This is a genomic window from Lysinibacillus sp. AR18-8 (assembly GCF_001705465.1).
Classification (GTDB): domain Bacteria; phylum Bacillota; class Bacilli; order Bacillales_A; family Planococcaceae; genus Lysinibacillus; species Lysinibacillus capsici.
Map to the genome: position 1 here is coordinate 66,302 of NZ_MDGU01000001.1, position 24,923 is coordinate 91,224.

General features: G+C 37.8%; 24 protein-coding genes. 15 read left to right on the forward strand and 9 right to left on the reverse strand.

From position 1 onward, the window contains the following. Positions 1-9: 9 nt before the first annotated feature. Both BFM98_RS00330 and BFM98_RS00335 read right to left on the reverse strand, forming a co-directional pair. Positions 10-1,059, reverse strand: a complete 1,050-nt coding sequence (locus BFM98_RS00330) for a Cj0069 family protein (RefSeq protein ID WP_066036223.1) — start codon at positions 1,057-1,059, stop codon at positions 10-12. 160 nt (positions 1,060-1,219) lie between these two features. Beyond that, on the reverse strand, positions 1,220-2,137 hold the full coding sequence (locus BFM98_RS00335; RefSeq protein WP_066036224.1) for a DMT family transporter: 918 nt from the start codon (positions 2,135-2,137) through the stop codon (positions 1,220-1,222). Between the two features lie 106 nt (positions 2,138-2,243). Between BFM98_RS00335 and BFM98_RS00340 the strand changes: the two genes are divergently transcribed. The 5 genes from BFM98_RS00340 (at position 2,244) to BFM98_RS00355 (ending at position 10,256) form a co-directional block, all read left to right on the forward strand. Next, positions 2,244-3,137: an AraC family transcriptional regulator gene (locus BFM98_RS00340; protein ID WP_066036225.1), complete on the forward strand. Its 894-nt coding sequence runs from the start codon at positions 2,244-2,246 to the stop codon at positions 3,135-3,137. A gap of 98 nt (positions 3,138-3,235) precedes the next feature. Next, positions 3,236-4,279, forward strand: a complete 1,044-nt coding sequence (locus BFM98_RS00345) for a beta-carotene 15,15'-monooxygenase (protein WP_066036226.1) — start codon at positions 3,236-3,238, stop codon at positions 4,277-4,279. 230 nt (positions 4,280-4,509) lie between these two features. After that, entirely contained in the window at positions 4,510-4,734 is a 225-nt protein-coding gene (locus BFM98_RS00350) for a hypothetical protein (RefSeq protein ID WP_066036227.1), read from the forward strand. A 20-nt stretch (positions 4,735-4,754) separates the two neighbouring features. Further along, positions 4,755-4,919, forward strand: a complete 165-nt coding sequence (locus tag BFM98_RS23750) for a hypothetical protein (RefSeq protein ID WP_175400689.1) — start codon at positions 4,755-4,757, stop codon at positions 4,917-4,919. A 201-nt stretch (positions 4,920-5,120) separates the two neighbouring features. Next, positions 5,121-10,256, forward strand: a complete 5,136-nt coding sequence (locus BFM98_RS00355; RefSeq protein WP_066036228.1) for an ATP-binding protein — start codon at positions 5,121-5,123, stop codon at positions 10,254-10,256. Positions 10,257-10,277: 21 nt separating this feature from the next. Here BFM98_RS00355 and BFM98_RS00360 read toward each other — a convergent pair whose 3' ends face one another. Next, a complete protein-coding gene (locus BFM98_RS00360; protein ID WP_048392324.1) occupies positions 10,278-10,979 on the reverse strand; it encodes a response regulator transcription factor in 702 nt (233 codons plus the stop codon). A gap of 177 nt (positions 10,980-11,156) precedes the next feature. Continuing rightward, a complete protein-coding gene (locus BFM98_RS00365) occupies positions 11,157-11,621 on the reverse strand; it encodes a hypothetical protein (RefSeq protein ID WP_054549185.1) in 465 nt (154 codons plus the stop codon). A gap of 139 nt (positions 11,622-11,760) precedes the next feature. On the opposite strand from BFM98_RS00365, the gene BFM98_RS00370 reads away from it, so the two are divergent. The 6 genes from BFM98_RS00370 to BFM98_RS24360 all read left to right on the forward strand — a co-directional run bounded on the left by BFM98_RS00370 (position 11,761) and on the right by BFM98_RS24360 (position 16,215). Beyond that, positions 11,761-11,943: a DUF4177 domain-containing protein gene (locus tag BFM98_RS00370; protein ID WP_048392326.1), complete on the forward strand. Its 183-nt coding sequence runs from the start codon at positions 11,761-11,763 to the stop codon at positions 11,941-11,943. 191 nt (positions 11,944-12,134) lie between these two features. Continuing rightward, positions 12,135-12,839: a dethiobiotin synthase gene (gene bioD, locus BFM98_RS00375; protein WP_066036229.1), complete on the forward strand. Its 705-nt coding sequence runs from the start codon at positions 12,135-12,137 to the stop codon at positions 12,837-12,839. Next, positions 12,820-14,196 (forward strand): adenosylmethionine--8-amino-7-oxononanoate transaminase, encoded by a 1,377-nt coding sequence (gene bioA, locus BFM98_RS00380; RefSeq protein WP_066036230.1) that lies wholly within the window; start codon positions 12,820-12,822, stop codon positions 14,194-14,196. Before bioD ends, bioA begins: the two co-directional genes overlap by 20 nt. Then, complete coding sequence (locus BFM98_RS00385; protein WP_048392329.1) at positions 14,189-14,782, forward strand: biotin transporter BioY; 594 nt, start codon at positions 14,189-14,191, stop codon at positions 14,780-14,782. Before bioA ends, BFM98_RS00385 begins: the two co-directional genes overlap by 8 nt. Next, positions 14,779-15,774, forward strand: coding sequence for a biotin synthase BioB (gene bioB, locus BFM98_RS00390; protein ID WP_066036231.1), 996 nt, complete (start codon positions 14,779-14,781; stop codon positions 15,772-15,774). Before BFM98_RS00385 ends, bioB begins: the two co-directional genes overlap by 4 nt. Before the next feature lie 318 nt (positions 15,775-16,092). After that, on the forward strand, positions 16,093-16,215 hold the full coding sequence (locus tag BFM98_RS24360; RefSeq protein WP_004231260.1) for a hypothetical protein: 123 nt from the start codon (positions 16,093-16,095) through the stop codon (positions 16,213-16,215). 41 nt (positions 16,216-16,256) lie between these two features. Here BFM98_RS24360 and BFM98_RS00395 read toward each other — a convergent pair whose 3' ends face one another. After that, positions 16,257-16,844, reverse strand: a complete 588-nt coding sequence (locus tag BFM98_RS00395; RefSeq protein WP_066036232.1) for a LysE family transporter — start codon at positions 16,842-16,844, stop codon at positions 16,257-16,259. A 113-nt stretch (positions 16,845-16,957) separates the two neighbouring features. Here BFM98_RS00395 and BFM98_RS00400 point away from each other — a divergent pair, with 113 nt between their 5' ends. Then, positions 16,958-17,512, forward strand: a complete 555-nt coding sequence (locus tag BFM98_RS00400; RefSeq protein ID WP_066036233.1) for a helix-turn-helix domain-containing protein — start codon at positions 16,958-16,960, stop codon at positions 17,510-17,512. A gap of 42 nt (positions 17,513-17,554) precedes the next feature. On the opposite strand, the gene BFM98_RS00405 is transcribed toward BFM98_RS00400, so the two are convergent. Further along, positions 17,555-18,718, reverse strand: coding sequence for an aminotransferase-like domain-containing protein (locus tag BFM98_RS00405; protein ID WP_048392333.1), 1,164 nt, complete (start codon positions 18,716-18,718; stop codon positions 17,555-17,557). Positions 18,719-18,846: 128 nt separating this feature from the next. Here BFM98_RS00405 and BFM98_RS00410 point away from each other — a divergent pair, with 128 nt between their 5' ends. From BFM98_RS00410 to BFM98_RS00420, 3 genes are read left to right on the forward strand one after another with little or no spacing between them, the layout of a single operon-like run. Continuing rightward, the gene (locus BFM98_RS00410; RefSeq protein ID WP_066036234.1) at positions 18,847-20,244 is read left to right on the forward strand and encodes an aminotransferase-like domain-containing protein; all 1,398 of its coding nucleotides are present in this window, start codon (positions 18,847-18,849) and stop codon (positions 20,242-20,244) included. Positions 20,245-20,292: 48 nt separating this feature from the next. Beyond that, the gene (locus BFM98_RS00415; protein ID WP_066036235.1) at positions 20,293-21,531 is read left to right on the forward strand and encodes a DNA polymerase IV; all 1,239 of its coding nucleotides are present in this window, start codon (positions 20,293-20,295) and stop codon (positions 21,529-21,531) included. A 24-nt stretch (positions 21,532-21,555) separates the two neighbouring features. Then, on the forward strand, positions 21,556-22,308 hold the full coding sequence (locus BFM98_RS00420; RefSeq protein ID WP_066036236.1) for an alpha/beta fold hydrolase: 753 nt from the start codon (positions 21,556-21,558) through the stop codon (positions 22,306-22,308). Between the two features lie 47 nt (positions 22,309-22,355). Here the strand turns inward: BFM98_RS00420 and BFM98_RS00425 are convergent, their stop codons facing one another. The 3 genes from BFM98_RS00425 to BFM98_RS00435 are packed head-to-tail and all read right to left on the reverse strand — an operon-like array spanning position 22,356 to position 24,865. Continuing rightward, the gene (locus BFM98_RS00425; protein WP_054549191.1) at positions 22,356-23,210 is read right to left on the reverse strand and encodes an SDR family oxidoreductase; all 855 of its coding nucleotides are present in this window, start codon (positions 23,208-23,210) and stop codon (positions 22,356-22,358) included. Continuing rightward, a complete protein-coding gene (locus BFM98_RS00430; protein WP_054549192.1) occupies positions 23,207-24,235 on the reverse strand; it encodes a polysaccharide biosynthesis protein in 1,029 nt (342 codons plus the stop codon). Before BFM98_RS00430 ends, BFM98_RS00425 begins: the two co-directional genes overlap by 4 nt. Positions 24,236-24,265: 30 nt before the next feature. Continuing rightward, complete coding sequence (locus BFM98_RS00435; RefSeq protein WP_066036237.1) at positions 24,266-24,865, reverse strand: glycosyltransferase family 2 protein; 600 nt, start codon at positions 24,863-24,865, stop codon at positions 24,266-24,268. Positions 24,866-24,923 lie beyond the last annotated feature (58 nt).

Genomic DNA, 24,923 nt, shown 5'->3' on the forward strand with positions numbered 1-24,923 from the left:
GCACTTTTTTTATTGCGCAATAGCCTCAGTATGCTCTTTTAAACAAGCTAAAATTTCTTCTGCTACTTCATGCGCTAATGCTAGTTCTGAAGTAAAGCCCACACAAGAACAATTCATCTCACCTAAAATATAGCAATCTTCTCCGACTTCATTGGTATCTAGCATAAAGTCGGCTGTCCAGATTAGCGGTAAATCATAATTGCCTAGTAGGTTTGTTACTTGAGGGAGCTGCTTTAAAAAGTTTTGTACCAGCTCTTGCCAGTCTTCAGGTTTGTCATAGCGATATTGAGCGCCAGAGAATAGAGTTGCACTAAAGGCATCCTCGGTAGCAGCTGGTTTTTTATGTACGACGTGTACAGGATGATCGCGCAACATGAATAAGCGGATTTCGCCTTCTGTAATCCTTGGAAGAAAGCGCATATCGATTAACATACCATTCGTCCCTGTAATATACTGCTCACAAAATGTCATAAAGTCGCCAAGCTGCCAATATTCTACATGATTATCTTTTGCTTCAGTACATTTGATTTGTGCATCAAGTGGCACTTCAGTGATACCCTCTGCTAGCGGTTCCACCAATTTTACACGCCAAATACCTTCTCCAGTTGAACCACGATTTTGCTTCAAAACACGCTCTGTTAAGGCTAAGGAAGTAGGGAATTGTTTTTTGAATGCTTCGATTGTGTAGTGGGCAAATGTATCATCAGGTACTAAATTTGTTGTCGTCAGTTTTGATAATACGTCTTTTGAACCATAGCTAATCATGGCGTCTGGATGTGGCATCCCTATAACGCCAGCTTGGCATAGCTCTCGTAGCATAGCAAAGTACTCTTCCTCATGCTGTAAGTTGCCTGGGTTAATGCGAGATACATAGGCAATACCATGTTCCTTAACATAGTGATAGATTTCCTGCTTTTTTGTGATATCAAAGAAGAGTACCTCTGCATCCTGTCCACGTTGCTGTAGCGCTTCCACCATTGGCATTGTATCTGGGCGATAGCCATCTGGTCCTTTATCTGTGCCGCCTTCCACCTCGAAAAAAATAACTTTTTTATCCATAAAATACCTCCTTATATCTGTTGTTATGTTCAGTATAGTAGACAAATAAGGAGAAAAGATAGATAAAATATGTAAATTTTATGTATAAATTCATATATTACTATCTCGGTAATAGGAGGTATTGACTATTAAAATTCATAACTCTCTTAATTTTCTGTTTTCAAGCTTGCTTTTTCTGAAATACTGTAAGGTATAAAATCATAAGAAGAATTAGCAATGTACCAATAAACTGATAGCCACCAAAAGCAATCTTTAACCACCAAACACTTGTGATGACAGCCATTAATGGTTCAAGACTACCTAGTAGGCTTGACTCCTTTGGTGAAAGATAGTGCAAGCTAGCAATATAAAACCAAAAAGCGAGCATGGTCCCAAAAATAACAATAAAGAGAAAATAGGCAATGGTTGAAAACGTCCAATTAGATAGATCGATAGCCCATGGTGGGTGAGCTATACTCATTACTATACCACCGATGATCATCGACCAGCCGACAACTAGTAATGAATGGAATTGTTGTAAAAGTGGGACGGCATAAATGGTATAAAATGCAACAGAAAGACCAGATAAGATACCCCATAACACAGCCATAAAAGGAACGGACAATGTTGAAAAAGAACCGTTTGTTAATAATAAAAAGGTCCCCACAAGTGTAAGTGACACAGCTATACCATCCTGCTTTGTCAATGGACTTTGCCTCGTTAGAAAGTAATAAGCCATGATAAACAGTGGTGCTAAATATTGCAATAATGTGGCTACAGCTGAATTACCAATAGCGATTGACATCATATAGGTGTATTGGACAGCAAGCATGCCGAGTAGGCTAAATAAAATTTGTCTAAAAGCATTTTGCTTTGTGCGCCATATGACGAAAATGGATTCATGCCGATGGGTCATTTTATATATAGCTATTAGTAACAGACCTGCTAAAAGTAAACGACTAGAAACAAGCCAGCCGACCTCTAAATTGTCCTGCTGAAATAGTCGTTGGGCAACGGTCCCTCCGATTCCCCAGAAACTTGCTCCAAGAATAACTAGTAGAAAGCCCAGTGTACGTTTATTTTGGATAATTTGATTCATCTGTTTACATCTCCTAAACTATCAATATAAGATGATTATAAAGTGACTAAGTGGAAATAAATATCGATTTAATCCAATAAAATATCAATATATTGAGGTGTTAGAGATGCCGTTAACACATATTAAAATTGCCAAGGATTTACAAGAATTAACCTTGCATGGAACAAAAGAATTTCCAGTTGCCTTGTATGAAACGATTATGCGATTAGAAAGCATGGATTTTCTACCTCTCCATTGGCATAAAGAAATACAATTTGTTTTGATAAAAAAGGGATGTGCTCAGTATCGAGTGGGGACCGACGTTTTTGTTTTGAAGCAAGGCGAGGGGCTTTTTATTAATGCCTCTGGATTACATGAAGCAAAGCCTTATCAAATCGAGCAAGCGATCGTTTATTGTGTAAATGTCGATCCAAAGTTAATGGGGGGGCATGAGGGCAGTATCTTTTTCTCAAAATATGTAGAACCGTATATTACAAGTAATCGAATACCTTATGTCAAACTAACAGGAGAGTTGGCACAGAAAGTAGCAACGATTGCGGAATTAATGCGAGAGCAAACCGCTTTTTTTGAGTTAAAGGTACGGAGAGAGCTTCTATTTATTTGGGAATCCATGCTAACCCAATCCTTATTGACAGAACAAATAATGGATTCTGCCACTATTGTGCAGCATGAACGAGCAAAAGCTATGCTAGATTTTTTACATGCACATTATCAGCAGAAAATAGCATTAGAAGATTTAGCTAGCCATGTGTATATAAGTCGCGCTGAATGTAGTCGTTTTTTTAAGAAAATAGTGGGCATGACACCGTTTACCTATTTATGCCAATATCGACTGCGCAAAAGCATAGAATTATTGAAGGGTAATGAGCTATCGATAACAGAAATAGCTGTTAATACAGGCTTTAGTACCGTCAGTTATTATATTGAAAAGTTTAAAGAATACACTGGCTATCCGCCACATGTTTATCGTAAGAAGTTTTTAAGTGTGAAAAATAATTGAACGTGAATGGAAATAGGACCATCTTTTATTCTCAAATTCTATACAAGATGAACCATTTGGCATAAAGTAAAATTATTAGTAGAGAGGGGGCATTGAGAATGATGGTCTTAAAAAGTAAGCAAAATATTTGGCTAGCCTTATTATTAGTGGTATTAGCGAGTAACTATACACTCTATAATACAGGATTTGGCACATCCCTTTTACCTATCGAAACAAATGGTGTTGTCATGGGCTCATTAATTGACTGTATTGTGGTGGTGCCTGTGCTATTTATGCTTTATAAAGGTAAATTTTCATTAAAGCAAGCCATCCTATTAGCTGCAGCTGGCTGTATTGCTGCACGTTTTATCATTCCTATGGAACACCTTCAGCCTTATGTGGCAGTGACATGGGCTGGCTTTGCGATTGAAGGGTCTATTATTCTATTAGAAATTATCCTAGTGGCAACACTTGTACGATACCTGCCAAAAATCCTAGGGGAAGTGCGGAGAAGCTCTTTACCAGATCTCTTTTCATTTTCAAAAGCTGTAGAAAAACATGCACCTAAGCATCCAGTTATTCAGATGATCTGTGCTGATTTATTAGTGCTTTATTATGGTTTCGCGAGTTGGAAAAGACAAGAACGACAAGGTTTATCTTTGCATAAAAATTCTAGCTATATCGCTTTTCAGCTCATGATTATTCATGGGATTGCTATTGAAACGATTGGTATTCACTGGTTGCTACATGAAAAGTCAATGATACTTTCCATTGTGTTGCTTGTTTTTAATATTTATTCAGTAATCTTCTTTCTTGCGGATATGCAGGCTATTCGCCTAAACCCTGTTTATGTCACAAATGATACATTGTACTTATCTCTGGGATTAATGAAACGTACTGAAATTCCTTTTGCTCATATTGCTGAAATCATCGAAGACAAGGAGCGGTTAGAGGGAAAATTATCAAAAGATACGATAGACTTTATAGCACGTGATTTTGGTGAGGCCTATCCGCATTTTATTTTGAAAATGAAGGAGCCTGTGAAAGTAACGTTTATGCTAGGGATCAAGAAGCACTATAGTCACATAGCCATTAAAGCAGACCAGGTTCAAGAATTTAGACAAATGCTTGTAGAAGGAATGGCAATGAGCCAACATCATTAAAATTACTTATAAAAAAGTAGTAGTCAATGTTTTGTCATCAAAACATTGACTATTTTTTTATTGATTGATTTTAATACTATTTAAACTAATTTTAACCTTCGGATTTTATAGTTTTAATGTACTGAGAATGATTGATTTACAGGAGGGCTTTGTTTTAGCGAAAGATTGATAGGTTGAAAATTGTATACCTGAGATAAAAGGGGAAGTGTATTAACAGCACGAATTAGTACATGATTACAAAACCGCAATGTTCAACATGGCTATATGGAAGTACCAATAACGAAGAGATCAATCAAATACAGTCTATGACAGAGCAACAGCCTTTGGTATGTAGTGAACGGATTGAAATGACAAAATTCCAGCCTGCACTAGCAGAATTAAGCACAGAAAGACGATATGAGCAGATTACATATTATGTAGAAACACCAGATCACTTGTTCCAAAATTTTCTTTAATAAAAGGCGAAGCGCATTTATTGGAGAAATATTATAATAAGCTTATTGAGCAACATACCATTTCTGACAGCATTACAAAAATTTTTATTCCCGTACATCCAATCGATGTTCTTAAAGAACAAGTAATGTTAGAAAATGTAAGAGTAACAAAAGATACGAAAACAAAAACCTCTGCATCTTTCTAGTCAATCAAAATCTACGAGCAAGTATTCCTTTACTGGTGTTTTTTATGTAAAGGATATCTGTCCTATTATGATCGACACTACAACAAGTAAAGAGGAGTTATTGAGAAGCGCTACTATCTGTTCATTCGAAGAGTAGCATTGCAAAAATATAAAGCGGTTACAAAGATGATAAATACTAGCATAGAAGAGGAGGGATTGTGTATGAACGATTGCATTCTTTTACAGTCTAGTCAAGATTGGCATCTACAGAGAATGTATATGAAGAAGTTTAACAAACTGGTACTGGTAAAAAGTGTTCATCATAATTCAGCAGAGACAAGAGCCAAACTACAATATGAATTTTCCTTGTTTTCGAATGAGCAAAATCCTTGGTTATTAAAGCCAATAGCTATTGATTATATAGATGATCAATATGCGATCATCTATGAAAATTTTAATGGAGTCCCCTTAAAGCAATTCAGTAATAACTTGATTTCTTTGCATCAATTTCTCCAGATTGCCATTGACCTTGTTAATATTTGTATGAAAATGCAACAAAGTGGTTTACTTTATCTACACCTACATCCTAATCAAATCTTAATCAATCCTAATTCTTTAAAAATAAAACTATTAAGCTCTGAATTTAGTACAAAATATGATGTAGAATCTCCAGTTGTGATTGAAAATCCCTATGAACGACTAGAACAGCTACCCTATTATGCACCTGAGCAAACTGGCAGACTACATTTAGAGGTAGACTATCGGACAGATTTATATGCACTGGGGACCATTTTTTACGAAATACTGGGCGGTCAATTGCCTTTTCAAGCAAAGGATGCCGTCGATTTGATTTATGAAATCATCACAAAAAAACCAGAACCATTGGTAAGTATAGACAGTCATTATCATTCATTGCTTTGGGAAATGATTGAAAAGCTATTAGCTAAAAACCCAGCTGATCGTTATCAAAGTGCCATTGGTTTGAGAGAGGATTTGCTACAAATCCAACAGAAACTTTTAGTAAACGAACCGCTTGAAAATTTCCTGCTTGGTGAACAGGATTTGCATCTGAATACGGGACTGTCTACTAAGCTTTATGGGAGAGAATCGCAATTCGCAGAGCTTTCCTCTGTTTTTCATCAGGTTGCAAAAGGTGACAAAAAGATGGTTACGATATCAGGACAAGCAGGGTATGGAAAGTCCAAGTTAGTTCAAGAATTAAAGGGTGAAATAGCGGCCGCAAAAGGCTATTTTATTACAACTAAGTATGAGCAATTGCAATTAGAAAATGACTATTCCATTGTTATCCATCCTTTAAGGAGTTTATTGAAATTTATTTATATGGAAGGTGAAAGGTCTGTCCATTTATGGAAAAAATTATTTCAAGAGGTTAAATTAGTTGTGACAGATGAACTTATCCATCTATTACCTGAACTTAAATGGTTTGTGAAGGAGGAAGTACACTTCCAAAAAGAAGTTAGCCAAAATACAAAACAGCTCCATTCCTATACGTTTATATCGATTCAAAAAATTTTATTAACATTTGCTATGCAGAAGAAACCAGTTATATGGTTTGTAGATGATTTGCATTGGGCCAATCAAAGTACAGTTGAAATTATGACCCAAATTTTTGAGCAACACCGAGCAGGATACTTTATGATGATTGGTACATTCCGAGTGAATAAGGACAGCGCAGAGGAGGAAAATCAGCAAAGAACTTCTAGTTTTTCGAGCGGTCATCATATCCATTTACCCTTGCTTCAGGAACAACATGTTCAACAATGGTTGGAGGCGTCTTTCCATGCAAAGCCTCATACCATACAGATAATTGCCAAGCAATTATTTAATTTGACCAAAGGGAATCCGTTATTTGTGAAAGAGGCGTTTCGATCACTCCAGCAAGATAACACAATTTATTTTAATGCAACAACAAAAGAATGGGAGTTTAATCGTAAGAAATTTAATTTATCCCGATTGAACAACGAGCTACTTGTCTTTATTGAAACTAGAATGGCTAATTTAACAACAGAAGCCCATGAGATTTTACGCATAGTTGCATGTTTTGGTCAGCGCTTTGAATTTACAGATGTCTTAAAGCTCGTGTCCTTATCAGCTCAAGCGTTATTAAAACACCTGGAAACACTTGTTGAGAATGGCTTTATTATTCCGTTAGATGCCCATTATAAATGGGCAAGTACGTTAGAGCATGAAGGAATTTTACATACATTTTCTACCAAATTCCAATTTGTTCACGATCGTATCCAACAAGTAGCTTATCAGGACTTATCAGGGCAATTGCGTGCTAAATACCATTATCAAATTGGCCAGCTTTTAACAGATGACTCTCAAATGGCTGCAGATCATGATCGATTAAGCGAAATCGTCATGCATTTCAATTACAGTCGCCACTTATTGACTGGGGAAGAAAAGCAAAAGCTGGCTATCTGGAATTATCAACTCGGTATTGAGGCTAAAAGAATAGGGCTCTTTGATAATGCGCTAAAATTTTTTACAACTAGTAAAGAACTATTGACGCCTGATCATTGGGAGACTAGGAGAGAACAGTCGGTTAAATTATATGCAAATTTAGGTGAATGTGAATATTTAACTGGCCACTACGAACAATCGGAAATGCATTTAACAGAAGCTTTGCAACATGCAGAGACAAAATTAGAAAAACTGATGATTAACAATTTGAAAACGGTATTATACATTGAGTCCGATAACCCTACTATTGGTCTAGAAGCAGGCTTGGCAGGTTTTCAAGTTGCGAATCTTAAAATTTCAGCATATCCTAAAAAGTCACAGCTTCTAAAAGAGTATCTATTGTTGAAATGGGCATTGCGACATATGTCTGACCAAGACTTGTTGCAGCATCCGCCAACGAATAGTAAAGAAATTGATATTTTGATTCATTTAATTATTAATATGACGGCAAGTGCTTTCCTATTAAATCCTAACTTAACAGGCATTCTTTTAATGAAAGGGCTGCGTTTACAGTTGAAGTATGGCGCTACATCGAAAAGCGGCATGGTATTGATTAACTATGCTATGCTTTTAAATGCAGGTTTTGCCAATATAAAAGAAGCCACTCGCTTTGGCAAACTTGCCATCATTGTTGCGGATAACCAAGAAAGCATATATATCAAGGGCCATACTTATTATGTGTATGGCGTGTTTATCAGTCATTGGACAGAGCCCTATGAAACCAGTATTCAATATATTAATGAGGCTCAAGCAAAAAGCCAAGAGCTCGGCTTATATCATTTAGTATCCTCAGCATCATGTTTTATTGTCGCTATACGCCTTATTCAGGGTGTTAACCTAGAGGATTTACAACAAGAAATTAGACGACAACAAGATGAATTTTCTATTCATGCAAGTACCCTTTCGATTGACTTTTTAGCCGAAATGGGGAGATGGATGAATATCCTCCGCTCTCCTCATCATCCTGTACATTGGGCCTGTCCTATCACAATACAGGATCAGCCTGCTATTAAAATCATGCATTATTCAGTGCGTTTAAAAATGTCCTTTTTATTAGCGGATGAAATACAAGGGAAAGCGATTCTGGTTGAATTAAAGAAGCTAAGTAAGGACAGTTATACATTACCAATCACCACAGTCTATTATTTTTATCGGGCCATGTGGCAATTTCACTTTCTGCATAGTCAAAATTGTCAGGTACAGGAGCAGAGGTTATTTTTAACGGATATACGTCAAAGCCTCAAGAAATTTAAGAAATGGGCTGTTTATTCTTCAGAAAATTATGAGCATCTCTATGCTTTATTAATGGCAGAGAATTACCGTTTACACAATAACGACAGTGAGGCAGAACTCTATTATGACCGAGCAATACGATTAGCAAGTATGAATGGTTTTGTACAGGATACAGCATTAGCATATGAACGAGCTGCAAACTATTATCTCGCAAAACAGCAAAAGAAAACGGCAAGGCATTATATATTGAATGGTATTCAAAGTATTGAAACGTGGGGAGCAGAAACAGTTGCTAGAAAATGGGCAAGAGAATATCAAGTGCATCGCAAACTGGAGAATCACAGTAGAGAATCACTCACGTTTGATATGATGACGGTTTTTGAAACGACTCAATCATTTGCAACAGCTATTCGTATGGAAGATTTACTGCATAAAATATTGTTTTCACTGTTAAAGCATGTGGGGGCAGATAGTGGCTATTTCATTCATAAACAGCAGCAGGAATTATTGGTGTTAGCAAAGGCGGAAGCTGCGGAAAAAACATTTACGATGTATGATCAACAAAGTATGGAGAATTTTAATGCGAATATGCAATCGATTATACGCTATGTTCTTAATAGTAAAGAGCATGTGATTATCGACAATACACAAATAACACAGCATCCTCTTTTCTCCTATTCGACGGCTAAATCTATTCTTTGCCTGCCGATTATCCATCAAAATGAAATTATTTCGATATTGTATTTTGAGAATACTTTAATGACGAATGCCTTCCATCCATCTCATGTTCAGCTATTGAAAGTGATTGCGGCTCAAATTGCCGTTTCTTTTGAAAATGCGAAAATATATGGAGATTTAGAAAAACGTGTTCAGTTGCGTACTAGGGAGCTAGATGAGACGAATCGGCATTTGATAAAAATGAATGAACGTTTAGAAAAAAATGAACTGGAACGTAAAAAACTCTTGCATAGTATTTCCCATGAATTACGCTCCCCGTTAACCTCTACATTAGGGTATATAGAACTTATGCTAGAGGGCGTGATTGATGACGCAGTAGCCAGAAAGAAATATTTAATACGAAGTAAAGAAAGGCTATTATCATTAAATAACTTAATTCAAGATTTGTTTGATTTAGCAAATCTAGAAGCTGGTAGAGCAGAATTTTCTTTTACAGAGGTAAAGGCAAAGGAATTATTTTTACAAATGGCAACCCGTTATGAGGATGAAGTAAAACAATCAGGATTAACATTCAGTGCTCACTTTTACGGTCATGAAGAAGCTCAGCTACTGATTGATAAAACGCGAATCAATCAAGTGATTGAAAATATCATGACCAATGCAATGAAATATACATCAAATGGTGGTATTCAATTGTCCTTCCATGTAGAGGACAAGCACTTGTTTTGTTCGATTGCAGATAGTGGCATTGGTATTGCTGAGAGTGATCTTCCCTTTATTTTTGATAGCTATTATCGAGCAACTAACACTCATGAAGCACATTCGCATGGCATTGGCTTAGCTATCTGTAAACAAATTGTTCGCCAGCATAATGGTGAGATTTTTGTTGAAAGTCTTGAAAATGAAGGAAGCATATTTAGCTTTACATTACCACTAGTTAAGGTATTGGCAAAAAATTAAAAAGGGGTGGTGAGTGTTTTCTTACTTCTCACCACTCTCTTTTTTATAAACGAATTGGTAGCCAAAACCTCTCACTGTTTGAATCCATTTCGGCTTTGAGGGGATATCTTCAATTTTACGACGAAGCGTACTAATATGGACAGATACGGTTTTCAAATCAGTGACACCGTCATAGCCCCACACATGATCAATGAGTTGATCGACACTAATCACTTGATTCGCATGCTCAATTAGAAAAAAGAGGAGTAGCTTCTCCTTCGTAAATAAATTTAAAAGCTGTCCATCCTTATAAACATTTTTCTCATCTAAATGTATGGACAAATTATCTATATGTACGATATTACTTTTCTTTGTTGGGTTTCTTCTTTTTAAATTTGCTTGGATACGGGCCAATAATTCTTTTGGAATAAATGGCTTTGTCATATAATCATCTGCCCCCACCTCAAAGCCCTCAAGTTTCTGTTCAATTAGATGATTGACGGTCACAAAAATGATAATGACATCCGATACATCACGGATTCTTTTGGCTAACTCGAAGCCTGTACCATCTGGTAAATTAACATCTAACAAGATTAAATCTGGTTGTTGCGTGACAGCGAGATGCCAGCCACTGGATAGAGATGATGCCTTTAATACATTATAGTTAGCATTAGCTAGCGTGAGCGATAAAACCTCCATAATATCTATATCATCTTCCACTATTAAAATTTTCTCGTTCGACATATCTATTAATCACCTTCCTATTTCAAATATACCAACTTTTGTCTAGGTTGGGAATTAGAAGGCTTAGGACTCGAATGATTTTAGAATCCCTCATAACCTTAGTCAAAATAATCATGCGAGTTTACTAAAAATAAATAAAGACTTCTATTTCCCATTAGAAATGAAGTCTCTAAAAAATTAATCTAAGTGTGCGATAGCTCGGAGTAGATCATCACGGATGGCCTCCCAAAATTGCTGTTGAACACTATCACTGTACGTATAAAGCTCTTTATGTTGAACATGGTCATAGATGGCAGCAATTGTTTCTTGATGAAAAGAGAGACGATGGTTTAATAGCTTTCGTTCTTCTTCAATACAAAATAGTTTATAAATATCGGATAAGCGTTCAAACTTTGCTAATTTCTGTGTCATCACTTCATATTGTGTTTGATGAAAACGCCCTACGGCAGAAGTCATTGAGATTTTTGCCCGATGCTCTGCTTGTAATGTCCGATACTCTTCTTGACGGATGGCCACACGATACCAAAATTCATAACGATTAGGTAATTCTTTTAGTTCATAGGTAAGTAATGATTTTAAAATTGAATGCACTTGTTCATATGTATCGATGATCTTCGCTGGTTCTTTAAAAATGCCAAACATACTACCACCCCCATGTAGTTTAATACTACGAGTGAAGATTAAAATCCTTTAAAATAATCATAATATTCAAAAGCGAGAACCTGCTAATTATTGAAACCCTGACTCCGTAGTTACGTAAAGATTTACAGGGGGTGAGTCAATGTATGAGTATAAATTTGTACAAACACATTTAGGTAGCTTTTTTCAGGAATCTACCTATCGGAAAACAATCGAAGAATACGCGAAGCAAGGTTGGCGTTTAGTGCAAGTATTGCCGATTGCTTATAATGGTCATGGGAAACCAACAGACTATGAAATCATTTTTGAGAGATTATTATCATGACTATCAATGAACGCTAGATTTCTGCCATAAATGGTGGGAGTTTAGCGTTTTCTTATTTTAATACAAAATTTGCTGTTTTTATTAACAAAAATAGTGTATTCAGAAAAATATAGAATTAGCATTTACAAAACAAAAATATATGTGTTAACTTAAATAGTGTTAATGGTTAACTTAAAAGAGGGAGGTTAACAATGCAACATTTTTGGGTTGTCGGTACAGATACGGATGTTGGGAAAACAATTGTCACCACCATGTTGATGTGTCATTTACAAAAACAAGGCTTGAAAGTTTCACCATACAAGCCTGTGCAAACAGGAGAGGTATACGAAAACGGTCGTGGCTATTATCATGATACAGCCATGTATGAAAAGTATTCCTTACAAAAGCTTCAACAAGAGCATCTCAATAGCTATTCATTTAGAGAAGCTGCATCGCCACATTTTGCTGCACAACTGGAGGGGCAGCAAATTGATGTCAATGAGCTATTATTGCGGATTCAATTATTACAAGCGTCCTATGATGTTGTGATATGTGAAGGAGCGGGTGGGCTTTTTGTTCCTTTTACTGCTCCCCATGGGATGACGCTGCTTGATGTCATCGTCAGTAGCAAGCTGCCAGTAGTGCTTGTTACAAGGACATCCCTAGGAACGATCAATCACACATTATTAACAATAGATGCATTGCGCTCTCGTGAAGTTGACGTTCTTGGCATAGTGTTTAATGGGAACACAGGTAGCAGTATGGAGCAAGATAATATACAAACGATTTTACAGTACCATCCCTTGCCCTATGCGATTATTCCAAAGCTACAAAATTTGTCACAGCTAATGGATTATGCCATGACGCACACAACACTGTTTGAAAGGCTTTTTAACTATGAAACAAGTATTAACTGATTTACAGCTAAGAGATTTACGTCATGTTTGGCATCCATGCTCACAAATGAAGGACTATGAGGCATTTCCACCCATCGTCATAAAAAAGGGGCAAGGCGTGTGGCTTTATGACGAACATGATCAGCGTTATTTGGATGCTGTATCTTCTTGGTGGGTTAATTTATTTGGACATGCCAATCCGCGTATTAGCAAAGCTTTAAGTGAGCAAGCATTTACATTAGAGCATACGATCTTTGCTAATTTTACACATGAACCAGCCATACAATTGGCTGAAAAATTAACCGCATTAGCACCACAGGGATTACATAAAGTCTTTTTTGCCGATAATGGCTCATCTGCTATTGAAGTTGCACTGAAAATGAGCTTTCAATACCATATGCAGACGGGGAAACCAGCAAAAAAGCGCTTTCTCGCCTTGACGGATGCCTATCATGGAGAAACTATTGGTGCTTTATCCATAGGAGGGGTAGGGCTTTACAATGAAGTTTATCAGCCTCTGTTATTAGATACTGTTCGTGCTAAAGGGCCAGATTGCTTCCGCTGTCCATTTCAGGAAGATCCAGCAAGCTGTAATGCACCATGTAGTCAATTTGTTGAGGAACAACTTCAAGCGCATCATGAGGAAATCACGGCAGTTATTATTGAACCATTAATTCAGGCTGCAGCAGGTATGAAAATGTACCCACCTGTCTATTTACAGCGCTTACGGGCGTTGTGCTCACATTATGATGTGCATTTCATTGCAGATGAAATTGCTGTCGGTTTTGGTCGGACCGGTACATTATTTGCCTGTCAACAAGCGGACATCATGCCAGATTTTATGTGTTTATCAAAGGGGCTAACAGGTGGTTATTTACCTTTATCAGTTGTCTTAACGACGGAGCAAATCTATGACGCTTTTTATGATGATTACGGAACAATGAAGGCTTTTTTACATTCGCATAGCTATTCAGGCAATACATTGGCCTGTCGTGTGGCACTGGAAGTATTAACGATGTTTCAAGAGGAACAAGTGATGGAGATGATTCAGCACAAGGGACAATACATGCGAGCGTTAGCCATGGAAGCTTTTTGTGATATGCCTTATGTGGGTGAATACCGACAAGTTGGTTTAGTGGGAGCGATTGAACTAGTAAAGGACCGGAGGACAAAGGAAGCGTTCGCCAGTGAGGAGCGTATCGGCTATCAAATTTATCAACGGGCTTTAACGAAAGGCTTACTCATCAGACCGCTCGGCAATGTTCTGTATTTTATGCCACCTTATATTATTTCTGAAGAGGAAATGTCATTTATGATTCATACAACGAAAGAGACAATCGAACAATTTTTCCAGGACAGGGGGGCTAAGGTTGGGTAAGCGACAACAAACATTAGCGCTAGTCATGATTGCCATGTTTGCTGCTCTAACAGCAATCGGAGCTTTTGTTAAAATTCCATTGCCTGTCGTACCGTTTACATTACAAATTGTTTTTGTATTTTTAGCAGGCTGTTTATTGGGAAGTCGGAATGGTTTTTATAGTCAACTTGTCTATATCAGCGTGGGCTTAGTAGGCTTACCTGTTTTTACACAGGGTGGTGGTATCACATATGTCTTACAGCCAACTTTTGGTTATCTGATTGGCTTTGCCCTAGCCGCCTATGTGATTGGGTTCATTATTGAAAGGATTGAGACGCCGACGAAAAAGCATTTTATTGCAGCAACCATTATTGGGCTAGTTATTATTTATGCTGTGGCTGTTCCTTATTTGTATGTAGCATTGAATTTCTGGTTAGACATGAAGTCAAGCTGGTCACATGTGTTTGTTGTCGGCTTTTTAAGTAGTATTGTCGCTGATTTTTGCTTAGCTATTACATCAGCGCTATTAGCTGAGCGCTTGTATAAAGTATTTCAGTCAGCAAGAAATGTGAAATTTTCACACGTAGAGGGGGAGAATGTAATATGAATTATTACCAATTAGCACAAGAAGTTATTGCTGGAAAGATCATTAGCAATGAAGAGGCACTTGCCATATTAAATAGTGAGGATGATGCGCTATTACAGCTTATGGATGGTGCTTTTATGATTCGTCGTCATTATTATGGTAAAAAAGTTAAATTGAATATGATTATGAACGCCAAAAGCGGATATTGCCCCGAGGATTGTGGCTATTGCTCCCAGTCCTCTAAATCAACGGCTCCTATTGAGAAATATCCATTTATTACAAAAGAGGAAATTTTAGCAGGTGCAAAACGAGCGTTTGACAATAAGATTGGGACGTATTGTATTGTAGCCAGTGGTCGTGGGCCAACACGTAAGGATGTCAATGTCGTGAGTGAGGCGGTTGCTGAAATAAAAGAAAAGTATGGCTTGAAGGTTTGTGCCTGTCTTGGCTTACTAAAAGAAGAACAGGCACAGCAACTAAAGGAAGCGGGGGTGGATCGCTACAATCATAATTTAAATACATCGGAACGTCATCATTCCTTCATCACGACCTCACATACATATGAGGATCGTGTCAATACGGTAGAGATTGTGAAAAAGCATGGAATTTCACCTTGCTCGGGTGCCATTATTGGGATGAAGGAAACAAAAGAGGATGTCGTCAATATTGCACGCGCACTCCATCAATTGGACGCTGATTCTATTCCTGTAAACTTTTTAAATGCAATTGATGGCACAAAGCTAGAAGGGACAAATGATTTAAATCCCCGTTATTGTTTAAAGGTTTTAGCTTTATTCCGCTACATCAATCCGACAAAGGAAATCCGTATTTCAGGTGGTCGTGAAATCAATTTAGGCTCACTTCAGCCACTTGGTCTCTATGCAGCTAATAGTATTTTTGTTGGGGACTATTTAACAACAGCAGGACAGGAAGCGAATAGCGATTATCGCATGCTGGAGGATTTGGGCTTCGAAATTGAATTAACACATAAACAAGAAGAAGTATTTTGTTAAACTTATGACATGTAAATCTACTACTACAGCAAAAACCGTACTTTTGTACGGTTTTTTGGTTGTAGTGAAAAGAGACGGATAGACCTGACTTCACTGGCAGTGGATATACCTATAAAATCAAGGTTTTCACAAATTGTTCAATGAAAGCGTTTTGAAATTGAACAGTTTGTGAAGACCTTCACATATAGCTTTCTTTTTGAAAAAATCAGCGTAAAATAAGAATCAAGTAAGGAATTGTTATAAAACAGTTGATAAGTCGTATCACAAATTTTGGTGGTTGTTATATTACAAAAATAATGAGTGAAGGGAGCTTTTCACATGTGGGTTATTACAGTTTTTGATAAAAAGGACGTTCGAATTTTTGAGTACGCGAGCAAAAATGAGGCAACAGAAGCTTTAGCAAAATTCAAGAAAAATGCCGTTTTAACGTATACAAAATAAGTTGCTGATAAAGCAGCCCTCTACCGACAGAGGGCTGTTTTTTAATGTACAACAATGGAAACAGCACTGTACATTAATAATAGTGCCATGATCATGTTAAATGGTTTTCGATATTGCTGTAGTGCTTTTTGAAAAACGGAGCCACATAATGCCCAACTAAATGTACTGATTACCCCTACTAGCGCTAAAAAGAACGAGAAGAGTAGATAGCTTATGTAGGATGAGTAGTAGGGTAGGATGTAAGTTGCGACAACAGTAAGACCAAATAAAATACCTTTTGGGTTAATAAATTGAACGAACGCTCCTAAAAAAAATAGGTTTCGTTTTTCTTCTTCGTTGTCGTGATCCTCTAACTCTTTGCTTGTTAAAATTTTATAAGCCAGGTACAACATATAGCCTACACCAAATATGGTTAGGGGTAATTCAATGGCAGGTAAAATGTTTAACATGATCGTGTTAAAAAAGCTACTAAGACCAATAATGATGAAAAAACCAATCCCTACACCTAAACAGAATGGAATCGTTTTCGCTAAGCCATATTGTTTAGCAAAAACCATCGCCATAAAATTATTAGGGCCAGGTGTAAAGCTTGTAATGATGATAAATAATAAAAAGGAAAATACAGGCAAAACAATCCCTTCTTTCAAGTTGTATGATATAATGCACGAAATAGACTGTATAACGTCGGTCTTTTTATTATACAAAACGTACGTTATATTGTACATGCAAGGAGGGCTTTTGGATGGAAGAAATTCATCTCGTCTTTGCGAGAAATTTAAAGGCAATTCGAGAAAGGGAGAAATTAAGCTTAGAGAAAGTTTCTCAGCTTAGTGGCGTGAGTAAAACGATGATTGGTCAAATTGAGAGGGGAGAATCCAGTCCAACTTTGACTACAATTTGGAAAATTGCAAATGGATTAAAGGTTTCGTTTACAGAGCTTATTCATCCTCCCCAACCTGAGACGGAGGTTATTCGCGGTAAAGAAATTCAAGTATTGAAGGAAGATCATGGCCGATATATGGTGTATCCTCATTTCCCCTATCAAAAGGATAGTCGTTTTGAAATATATACAATTGAAATCAAAGAAAATGGAACGTTAGATGCTGAGGCTCATCGAGAAGGAACGGAGGAATATATAACCGTTTTTGATGGGGAATTAATCATCCATATACAGGGTCAGGATTATCGATTAACAAGTGGTGATGCCATACGATTTAAGGCTGACCTTCCACACACATATAGCAATCCAGGTAGTACAGTAACACGACTTAGTATGACTATTTACTATCCACATTAAAAAACGTATAAACGCTTTTCACAGCGTTTATACGTTTTCGTTTTATAAAATACTAGCTAAACGTTTAATTCCCTCACGGATGACTTCAGGTGTTGCATTTGTATAGTTAAGACGCATTGTATTCACATTCGTTTTTGATGTGTAGAATGGATCGCCAGGCACGAAGGCTACCTTTTGTTCCATCGCTTTATTGAATACATCAAGGGCCGGTGTACCGTCCTTCATTGTTGCCCAAATGAACATGCCACCCTCAGGTCGAGTATATTCAACATGGGCAGGGAAAAACTCCTGCATAGCATCAAGCATCGCATCCGACTGATTTTTATATAAAGCAATAATTTTCTTTACATGTTCGGTATAATCATTACTTGCTAAGTAATCGTAGATAACATATTGTGAAAAAATATTAGTATGAAGATCAGACGCTTGCTTCGCTGTTTCAATATGCTGCAATAGCTCTTTGTTTTTTGTGATAATAAAGCCAAGACGCATGCCTGGTGTGACCGTTTTAGAGAAAGAACCTAGTAAAATACTATTTTCTAATTTTCCAGCACCGATATATGGAAGTGGCTCCCCTTGGAAACGTAGCTCCCCGTATGGATCATCCTCAATTAAAGCAACATCATATTTTGCCACTATTTCGCAAATTTGCTCACGCTTTTCTTTCGAATATGTGAGTCCTGTTGGGTTTTGGAAGTTCGGCACCGTATAAATGAATTTTACATTTGGTTGTTGTAGAGCACGCTCTAACTCTTCTAAGTTAAGACCATCATTTTCTAGCGTAACACCATGGAAAGTTGGCTCTGTTAAAGTAAAGGCTTGGATAGCCCCTAGGTAACCTGGCTCTTCGATGATAATGCCATCGCCTTTATTGATAAGTACTTTACCAATTAGTTCAAGCGCTTGCTGTGAACCTGTAGTAATAAAGACATCGTCAGCATGTACATCAAGTCCATGGACACGTTGATATTTCGCGGCAATATATTCACGCAATGGTGCATAACCCTGTGTGGATGAATATTGGAATAATCGGCTGCCATTTACTGTAATAGCATGGTCTACGGATGCTCTCAATGCATCAATCGGGAAAGAAATCGGGTTTGGAAGCCCGCCTGCAAAGGAAATAACGTCCTCGGCATCTGTCACTTTTAAAATATTTCGAATAAATGAGGATGGTGTTTTTAAGATTCTTTCAGAATATTGCATAATTATCGGTCCTTTTTTTCTGATTTTTTAAAAATTATATCATTGTCATCGTGTGCATACAATATTATCATTGTATGCAAGACAATTAAACTATTGTATGCAAATTAAGAGAAAGAAGGGCCTAGTGAATGCCTATTAATTCATTTGACGAGTATCCAATGAGTTGGAAGCCGGATATTAGCAATATTTCTGCTCCGTTATATATAGCCATCGCACATCAGCTAGAACAAGATATTAAGGATGGAAAGCTAGTACCAGGCACAAAATTGCCACCCCAGCGTGAATTAGCTGATTTTTTAGATGTGAATTTGAGTACGATTACAAGAGCCTTTAAGCTTTGTGGCCAAAAAGGATTAATTTATGCCTCGATTGGCAGCGGTACATTCGTTTCAACAGATGCGGCTAGCAATAAAATGTTACTGCCAACCAACCATGCCACACCTATCATTGAAATGGGCTCTGTTTTACCAGATAATTTTGTTAATGATGATATTACACGCTTTATGAAGAAAATGATAAACGAACCTAGTTTTAGCATGCTATTTCAATATGGACGACCTGAGGGCAATGCATGGCAAAACGAAGCCGTGATGAAGCTACTCGAACTAGTAAATTTTCAAACAGATCAGCCTATTCTTCTAGGAGCAGGCGGACAAAATGCCATTGTGGGAACCCTTGCAGCTTTATTTCAGCCAGGCGACCGTATTGGTACAGATCCAATTACCTATGCAGGCATTAAAACAGCTGCAAATATGCTTGGTATCCAGCTTGTGGCTATCCAACAATGTCAGGGTGAAATGACAAAAGAAGGATTACTATATGCTTGTAAAAATGAGCATATCAAAGGAATCTATGTGATCCCTGATTTTCATAACCCAACGACTCATACGATGTCAGTAGAAACAAGAAAAATGATTGCAGACGTGGCAAGACATAAGGATTTGCTTGTAATCGAGGATGCTATCTATAGCTTTCTCAAGGAGCAACCGCTTGCTCCGATTGCTTCTTATGCACCCGATAAGGTTATTTACATTGCTAGCCTATCTAAAACACTATCACCTGGTTTACGATTATCCTTCCTTGTGACACCGCCTGCGCTACGTAAAAAAATAATGGAAACGCTCTATAATATCAACATTTCTGTTTCTCCTATCATGCTGGAGCTTGCAGCACGATTAATCCATGAAGGTGTTGCCCAAACGATATTAGAAAAACACCGAGCATATGCCAAGCAGCAAAATGCGCTTGTCGATCAGTATTTAGGGGATTATCACATATTAGGGGATGAGGAATGTATTTTTAGGTGGCTCCAATTGCCTGACAAATTTACGGGTGTTCAATTTGAATTGTTAGCTTCGAAAGCTGGTGTACAAGTCTATGCAGCGGAACGCTTTGCCGTAGGGAATACAAAGCCTGTCAATGCCGTTCGTTTAGCCATTGCAGCACCAGAATCTCAACTTGAGCAAGCGTTAATTATTTTAAAGGACCTCCTCGAAAGTAATGGTGATTATGCATTTGTTGATTAGAGGTTATGGGGCGTATAATAAGGCTAAGAAAGAAACGAGGTGATGAGCATGGCACATAAAGGGCGTGTTATTTTGCATGTGGATATGAACAGTTTCTATGCTTCTGTGGAGCAAGCACATGACCTAAGTTTAAAGGGGAAGCCTATCGCAATTGCAGGGAACCCAAAGGAACGGCGTGGCATTTTAGTAACTTGTTCATATGAAGCAAGAGCGCTAGGCATTTATACAACTATGACTGTTCATGAAGCGAAGCGTAAATGTCCTGAGCTATTGTTATTACCTCCAGATTTTCAAAAGTATCGTCATGCATCTAAAGAAATGTTCACCATTCTTCGAAGCTATACACCATTAGTAGAGCCTGTTTCGATTGATGAGGGCTACTTGGATGTGACTGAGCTAAGCAAGGAACGGCATGCCTTAAGTATTGCCCAGGAAATACAAGCGCGCATTTTAGCTGAGCTGGATTTACCTTGTTCCATCGGTATTGCACCGAATAAATTTTTAGCGAAAACAGCCTCTGATATGAAGAAACCAATGGGGATTACCGTACTACGAATACGGGATATTGAACAGCAATTATGGCATCGTGAGGTTGTCAACATGCATGGGATTGGAGCAAGTACTGCTAAAAAATTAAATGCACAAGGCATCTTTACAATAGGTGATTTAGCTAAGACAGAAGAATTTAAAATGAAGCAAATTTTAGGGAAGAATGGGGTACGGCTTCGAGCAAGGGCCAATGGGGTGGATCAGCGCATGGTCGATCCTGAGGCAATCTTTGATACGAAAAGCGTTGGGAATTCAACAACATTACCAGAAGATGTAACAGATGTTCGTACACTTCATAAAACAATCGAAGGTCTATGTAAAAAAGTGGTGGAGCGTCTTGATGCGAAGCGCTTAGCAGGTTCAACTGTGAGCATTCAAATTCGGGATGCTGATTGGCATAATCATACACGTTCGAAAACAATGTCCAATGTCCTGTATCGTTATGATGAAATTTACGACATTGCTTGTACTTTATTTGATAAGCATTGGGATGAATCTCCTGTAAGATTACTTGGTGTAACGGTTTCCAATGTGGTGGATCGTAAAGATTATTCACAGCAATTATCGATATTTGATTTTCAGGAGCATGCGAAAGATGAACCGATTCTCAAGCTTGTCGATGAAATTGAGGGACGGTTTGGCAAGGGGATTATAAAACGTGGTGTAGATTTAGGGAAACGTTCCTCCTATCAATCCCAAACAAGCTTTAGTAAAGATTTTTTAGATGACCATGAATGAGAAAGAATGAAAGTAGGTGTATCTATGCAATACAAGGAGTATGGGGATGCTAACAATCCTTTCATGATGTTTATTCATGGAGGGGGCGTTGGAGGGTGGATGTGGGATCAGCAAGTTCACCATTTTTCCCATTATCACTGTGTTATACCTGAGCTAATGACACACAATCCATTTTCCATTGAACAAAGTGCGAAAGAGCTTCTTCTGCTTATTGAGAAAAAAGCCAAAGGGAAGCCTGTTATAGTAATTGGTTTCTCTTTAGGAGCGCAAATCGCTATTCAAATGCTAAGTCTACAGCCTAGTTTAATCGATTTTACGATCATCAATAGTGCGCTCGTGATACCCTCTCCTACTGTAGAAAGGATGCTTCAACCGTTTATTCGACTGTCATTTCCGCTTATAAAAAATAAAACATTTGCGAAACTTCAAGCAAAAGCCCTGTACATTCAAGAAGATTATTTTGAGCGTTACTATCAAGAGAGTGCCACGATGAAAGTAGATACATTGATTCAAATTTTGCGAGAAAATATGTCGTTTTCCATCCCAGCTGACTTTAACAAAGCTCAAGGAAAGATTCTAATAACTGTGGGAGAAAAAGAGAAAAGCAACATGAGAAAATCTGCTAAAGCACTTGTGCGAAGTCATCCAAATAGCAAGGGTGTGTTATTGAAGAACATCGGTCACGGCGTCTCATTAGCCCAGCCTGCATTTTTTAATCGCTTTGTAGAGAATTGGATTAAGGATGGTCAATTACCTGAAGGGACAGTTATTCGGTAGGGGAACCCCATTACGAATCGTCATCCATAATGGAGTTGATGTATGGATCATTGAAAATAGTGAGGATATAAGTGTTTATGCTGCAATATCCATTCCTTCATCTCTATCATCATTTCTTCGTAGCTAGGGACAATAAATGAAAAGTCATTTCTTGTATTTATTAATGTTTTATTGATTTGAACAACGTGATGAGGAAGAATTTTTATACTGTTGTTCAGGAAGTGCTTATTAAATAGATGCAGTAGATCGTGTTTAGAAATATTTGTCGTATTGACGAGATGATAGAGTCCTGTTAAATCTTGTTGTGCAGCGCGTTCAATGGCTTTAGCCAAAGTAAGTGTTGTCACTCCCGTCCAAATAGCACCCGAATAGCCATAGACGGGACTTTTTTGTTGCATAAACCAATTGAAGAGTCCGATGCCATCCTTTTTCAAATCAGGACCAATTATGGAATTACGAAATGTTATGTGCTTGTCGTTATTCACTTCCCCTATACCTTTTGTGCGGTCATAAAAGGTTTCCCCGTCTAGTACACTATTTTCATAGTAGGGAGCACTTTTGCCTGAAAATACGCAGTCGGTACTTAGATGAATAAGCTTTGTGTGACGATTTTCAAGGAGAGATACAATGGCATGCGGTAAATAGCTATTCAGTAAAACACTTTGGGCAGGATGAGCCTCACAAGCATTGTTTAAAACACCAATACAATTAATGACGACATCTACCTCATTGTCTAGTAGTAGCGACCTTAAAAAATGGGAGTCTGTCACATCACCTGTTCTATTATTGCCATAGGGAAAAGGGGTTCGAGAGTATGTTGTTACATCATGCCCTTGTTCACATAAATAGATGGCAATGGTATGACCAGCCATGCCTGTAGCACCGAGCACTAAAAATTTCATGGTTTTCCTCCTGTCCAATGAAGGAGCTCTTCTTGTATAAGAGGCAATGTTAATAGCTTTACTTTAATGTCAGCCACACTTAATTGTTGGGTATTGTTCGAGTTATATTCATCCGTTAATGTAATTTTTGGAGAGCCCTCATCGAGGTATTTTCCATAATTTAAATCCCGATTATCCGCGGGGATTCGATAGAAATGGCCCATATCAATAGCTTTTGCTGCTTCCTCCTTCGTACATAATACTTCATACATTTTTTCTCCGTGCCGTGTTCCGATAATTTGCATGGCGTTGTTTGCTTGAAAGATCTCAAGTAAAGCCTGTGCTAAATTTGCTATTGTGGCAGCAGGTGATTTTTGCACCATAATATCCCCGTTTTGAGCATGTGAGAATGCGTACAATACCAATTCTACCGCTTCCTCAAGGCTCATCATAAAACGTGTCATATGAGGGTCCGTAATCGTTAAAGGTTTCCCAGCCTTTATTTGTTCAATGAATAATGGGATAACCGAGCCTCGTGAAGCCATGACATTACCGTATCGAGTGCCACAAATTAGGGTATGGTGAGGGTCAACCATTCGTGACTTTGCAATAAACGTTTTTTCCATCATTGCCTTGGATATACCCATCGCATTGACAGGGTACGCGGCCTTATCTGTCGACAGGCAAATGATTTTCTTGACGCCAGCTTGAATGGCGGCTGTTAGTACGTGATCTGTTCCTAAAATATTGGTTTTCACAGCTTCTAAGGGAAAAAATTCGCAGGAGGGAACTTGCTTGAGAGCGGCGGCATGAAATACATAGTCAACATTATACATCGCATTGTGAATGCTTTGAATATCGCGGACATCCCCGATATAAAATTTAATTTTTGTATGCTGATAGTGTTTTCGCATATCATCTTGCTTTTTTTCATCCCTTGAAAAAATCCGAATTTCCTTGATATCCGTATTTAAGAATCGCTTTAATACGGCGTTCCCGAAAGAGCCCGTGCCTCCAGTAATCAATAATATTTTATCTGTAAACATTGTATAGTTCGTTACACCTCCTGCATGCTATTATTTCAATCCTCTTTGATGTAGGTCACATTCTGAGTTCTCCCTAGGGTAGTTGTACCAATAAGCAAATTCGTTAGTATATTTACTTGTCGGATTTTTATCCATCAGGGCACAATTAAAATCCCAATCTCCTGCAATATCTTTGCGTATCGTAAATTTCGCATCTCCAATTAAACTTCTCCTGATAATCTTAAATTGCCCAGGTAAGGAATAGCGGTTGGATTCATCTTTAATAAAAGCAAAGCCATTTTTAATAATCATGTTGTAATAGTAAATATCAAATGTGCCATCCACTTGTGCTAGTACATTGCGAATAGCAGGTAAATAGTGGTCATCACTATCGATGATGGCTATATAATCTCCTGTTGCTTCTGCAATGCAGCGATTGTAGGCAACACTCGCACCTAAATTCGTAGGATGAACGATGATTTTTAAAGCTGCACAGTTTTTCTGATAATCCTGTAAAATGGCTAGCGTATTGTCTGTAGAGCCATCATCTACCACAAGAATTTCATAGGCATATTCTTTAGGAATACTATCAAGCATCGTTACGATCCATTCTTCGCTATTAAATGCAGGTGATAAAAAACTAATCTTCATCTGATCCCTCCATTCTATGTTCATTAGTAGAGTTGTTCCATGTGACTGAGTAGATCCT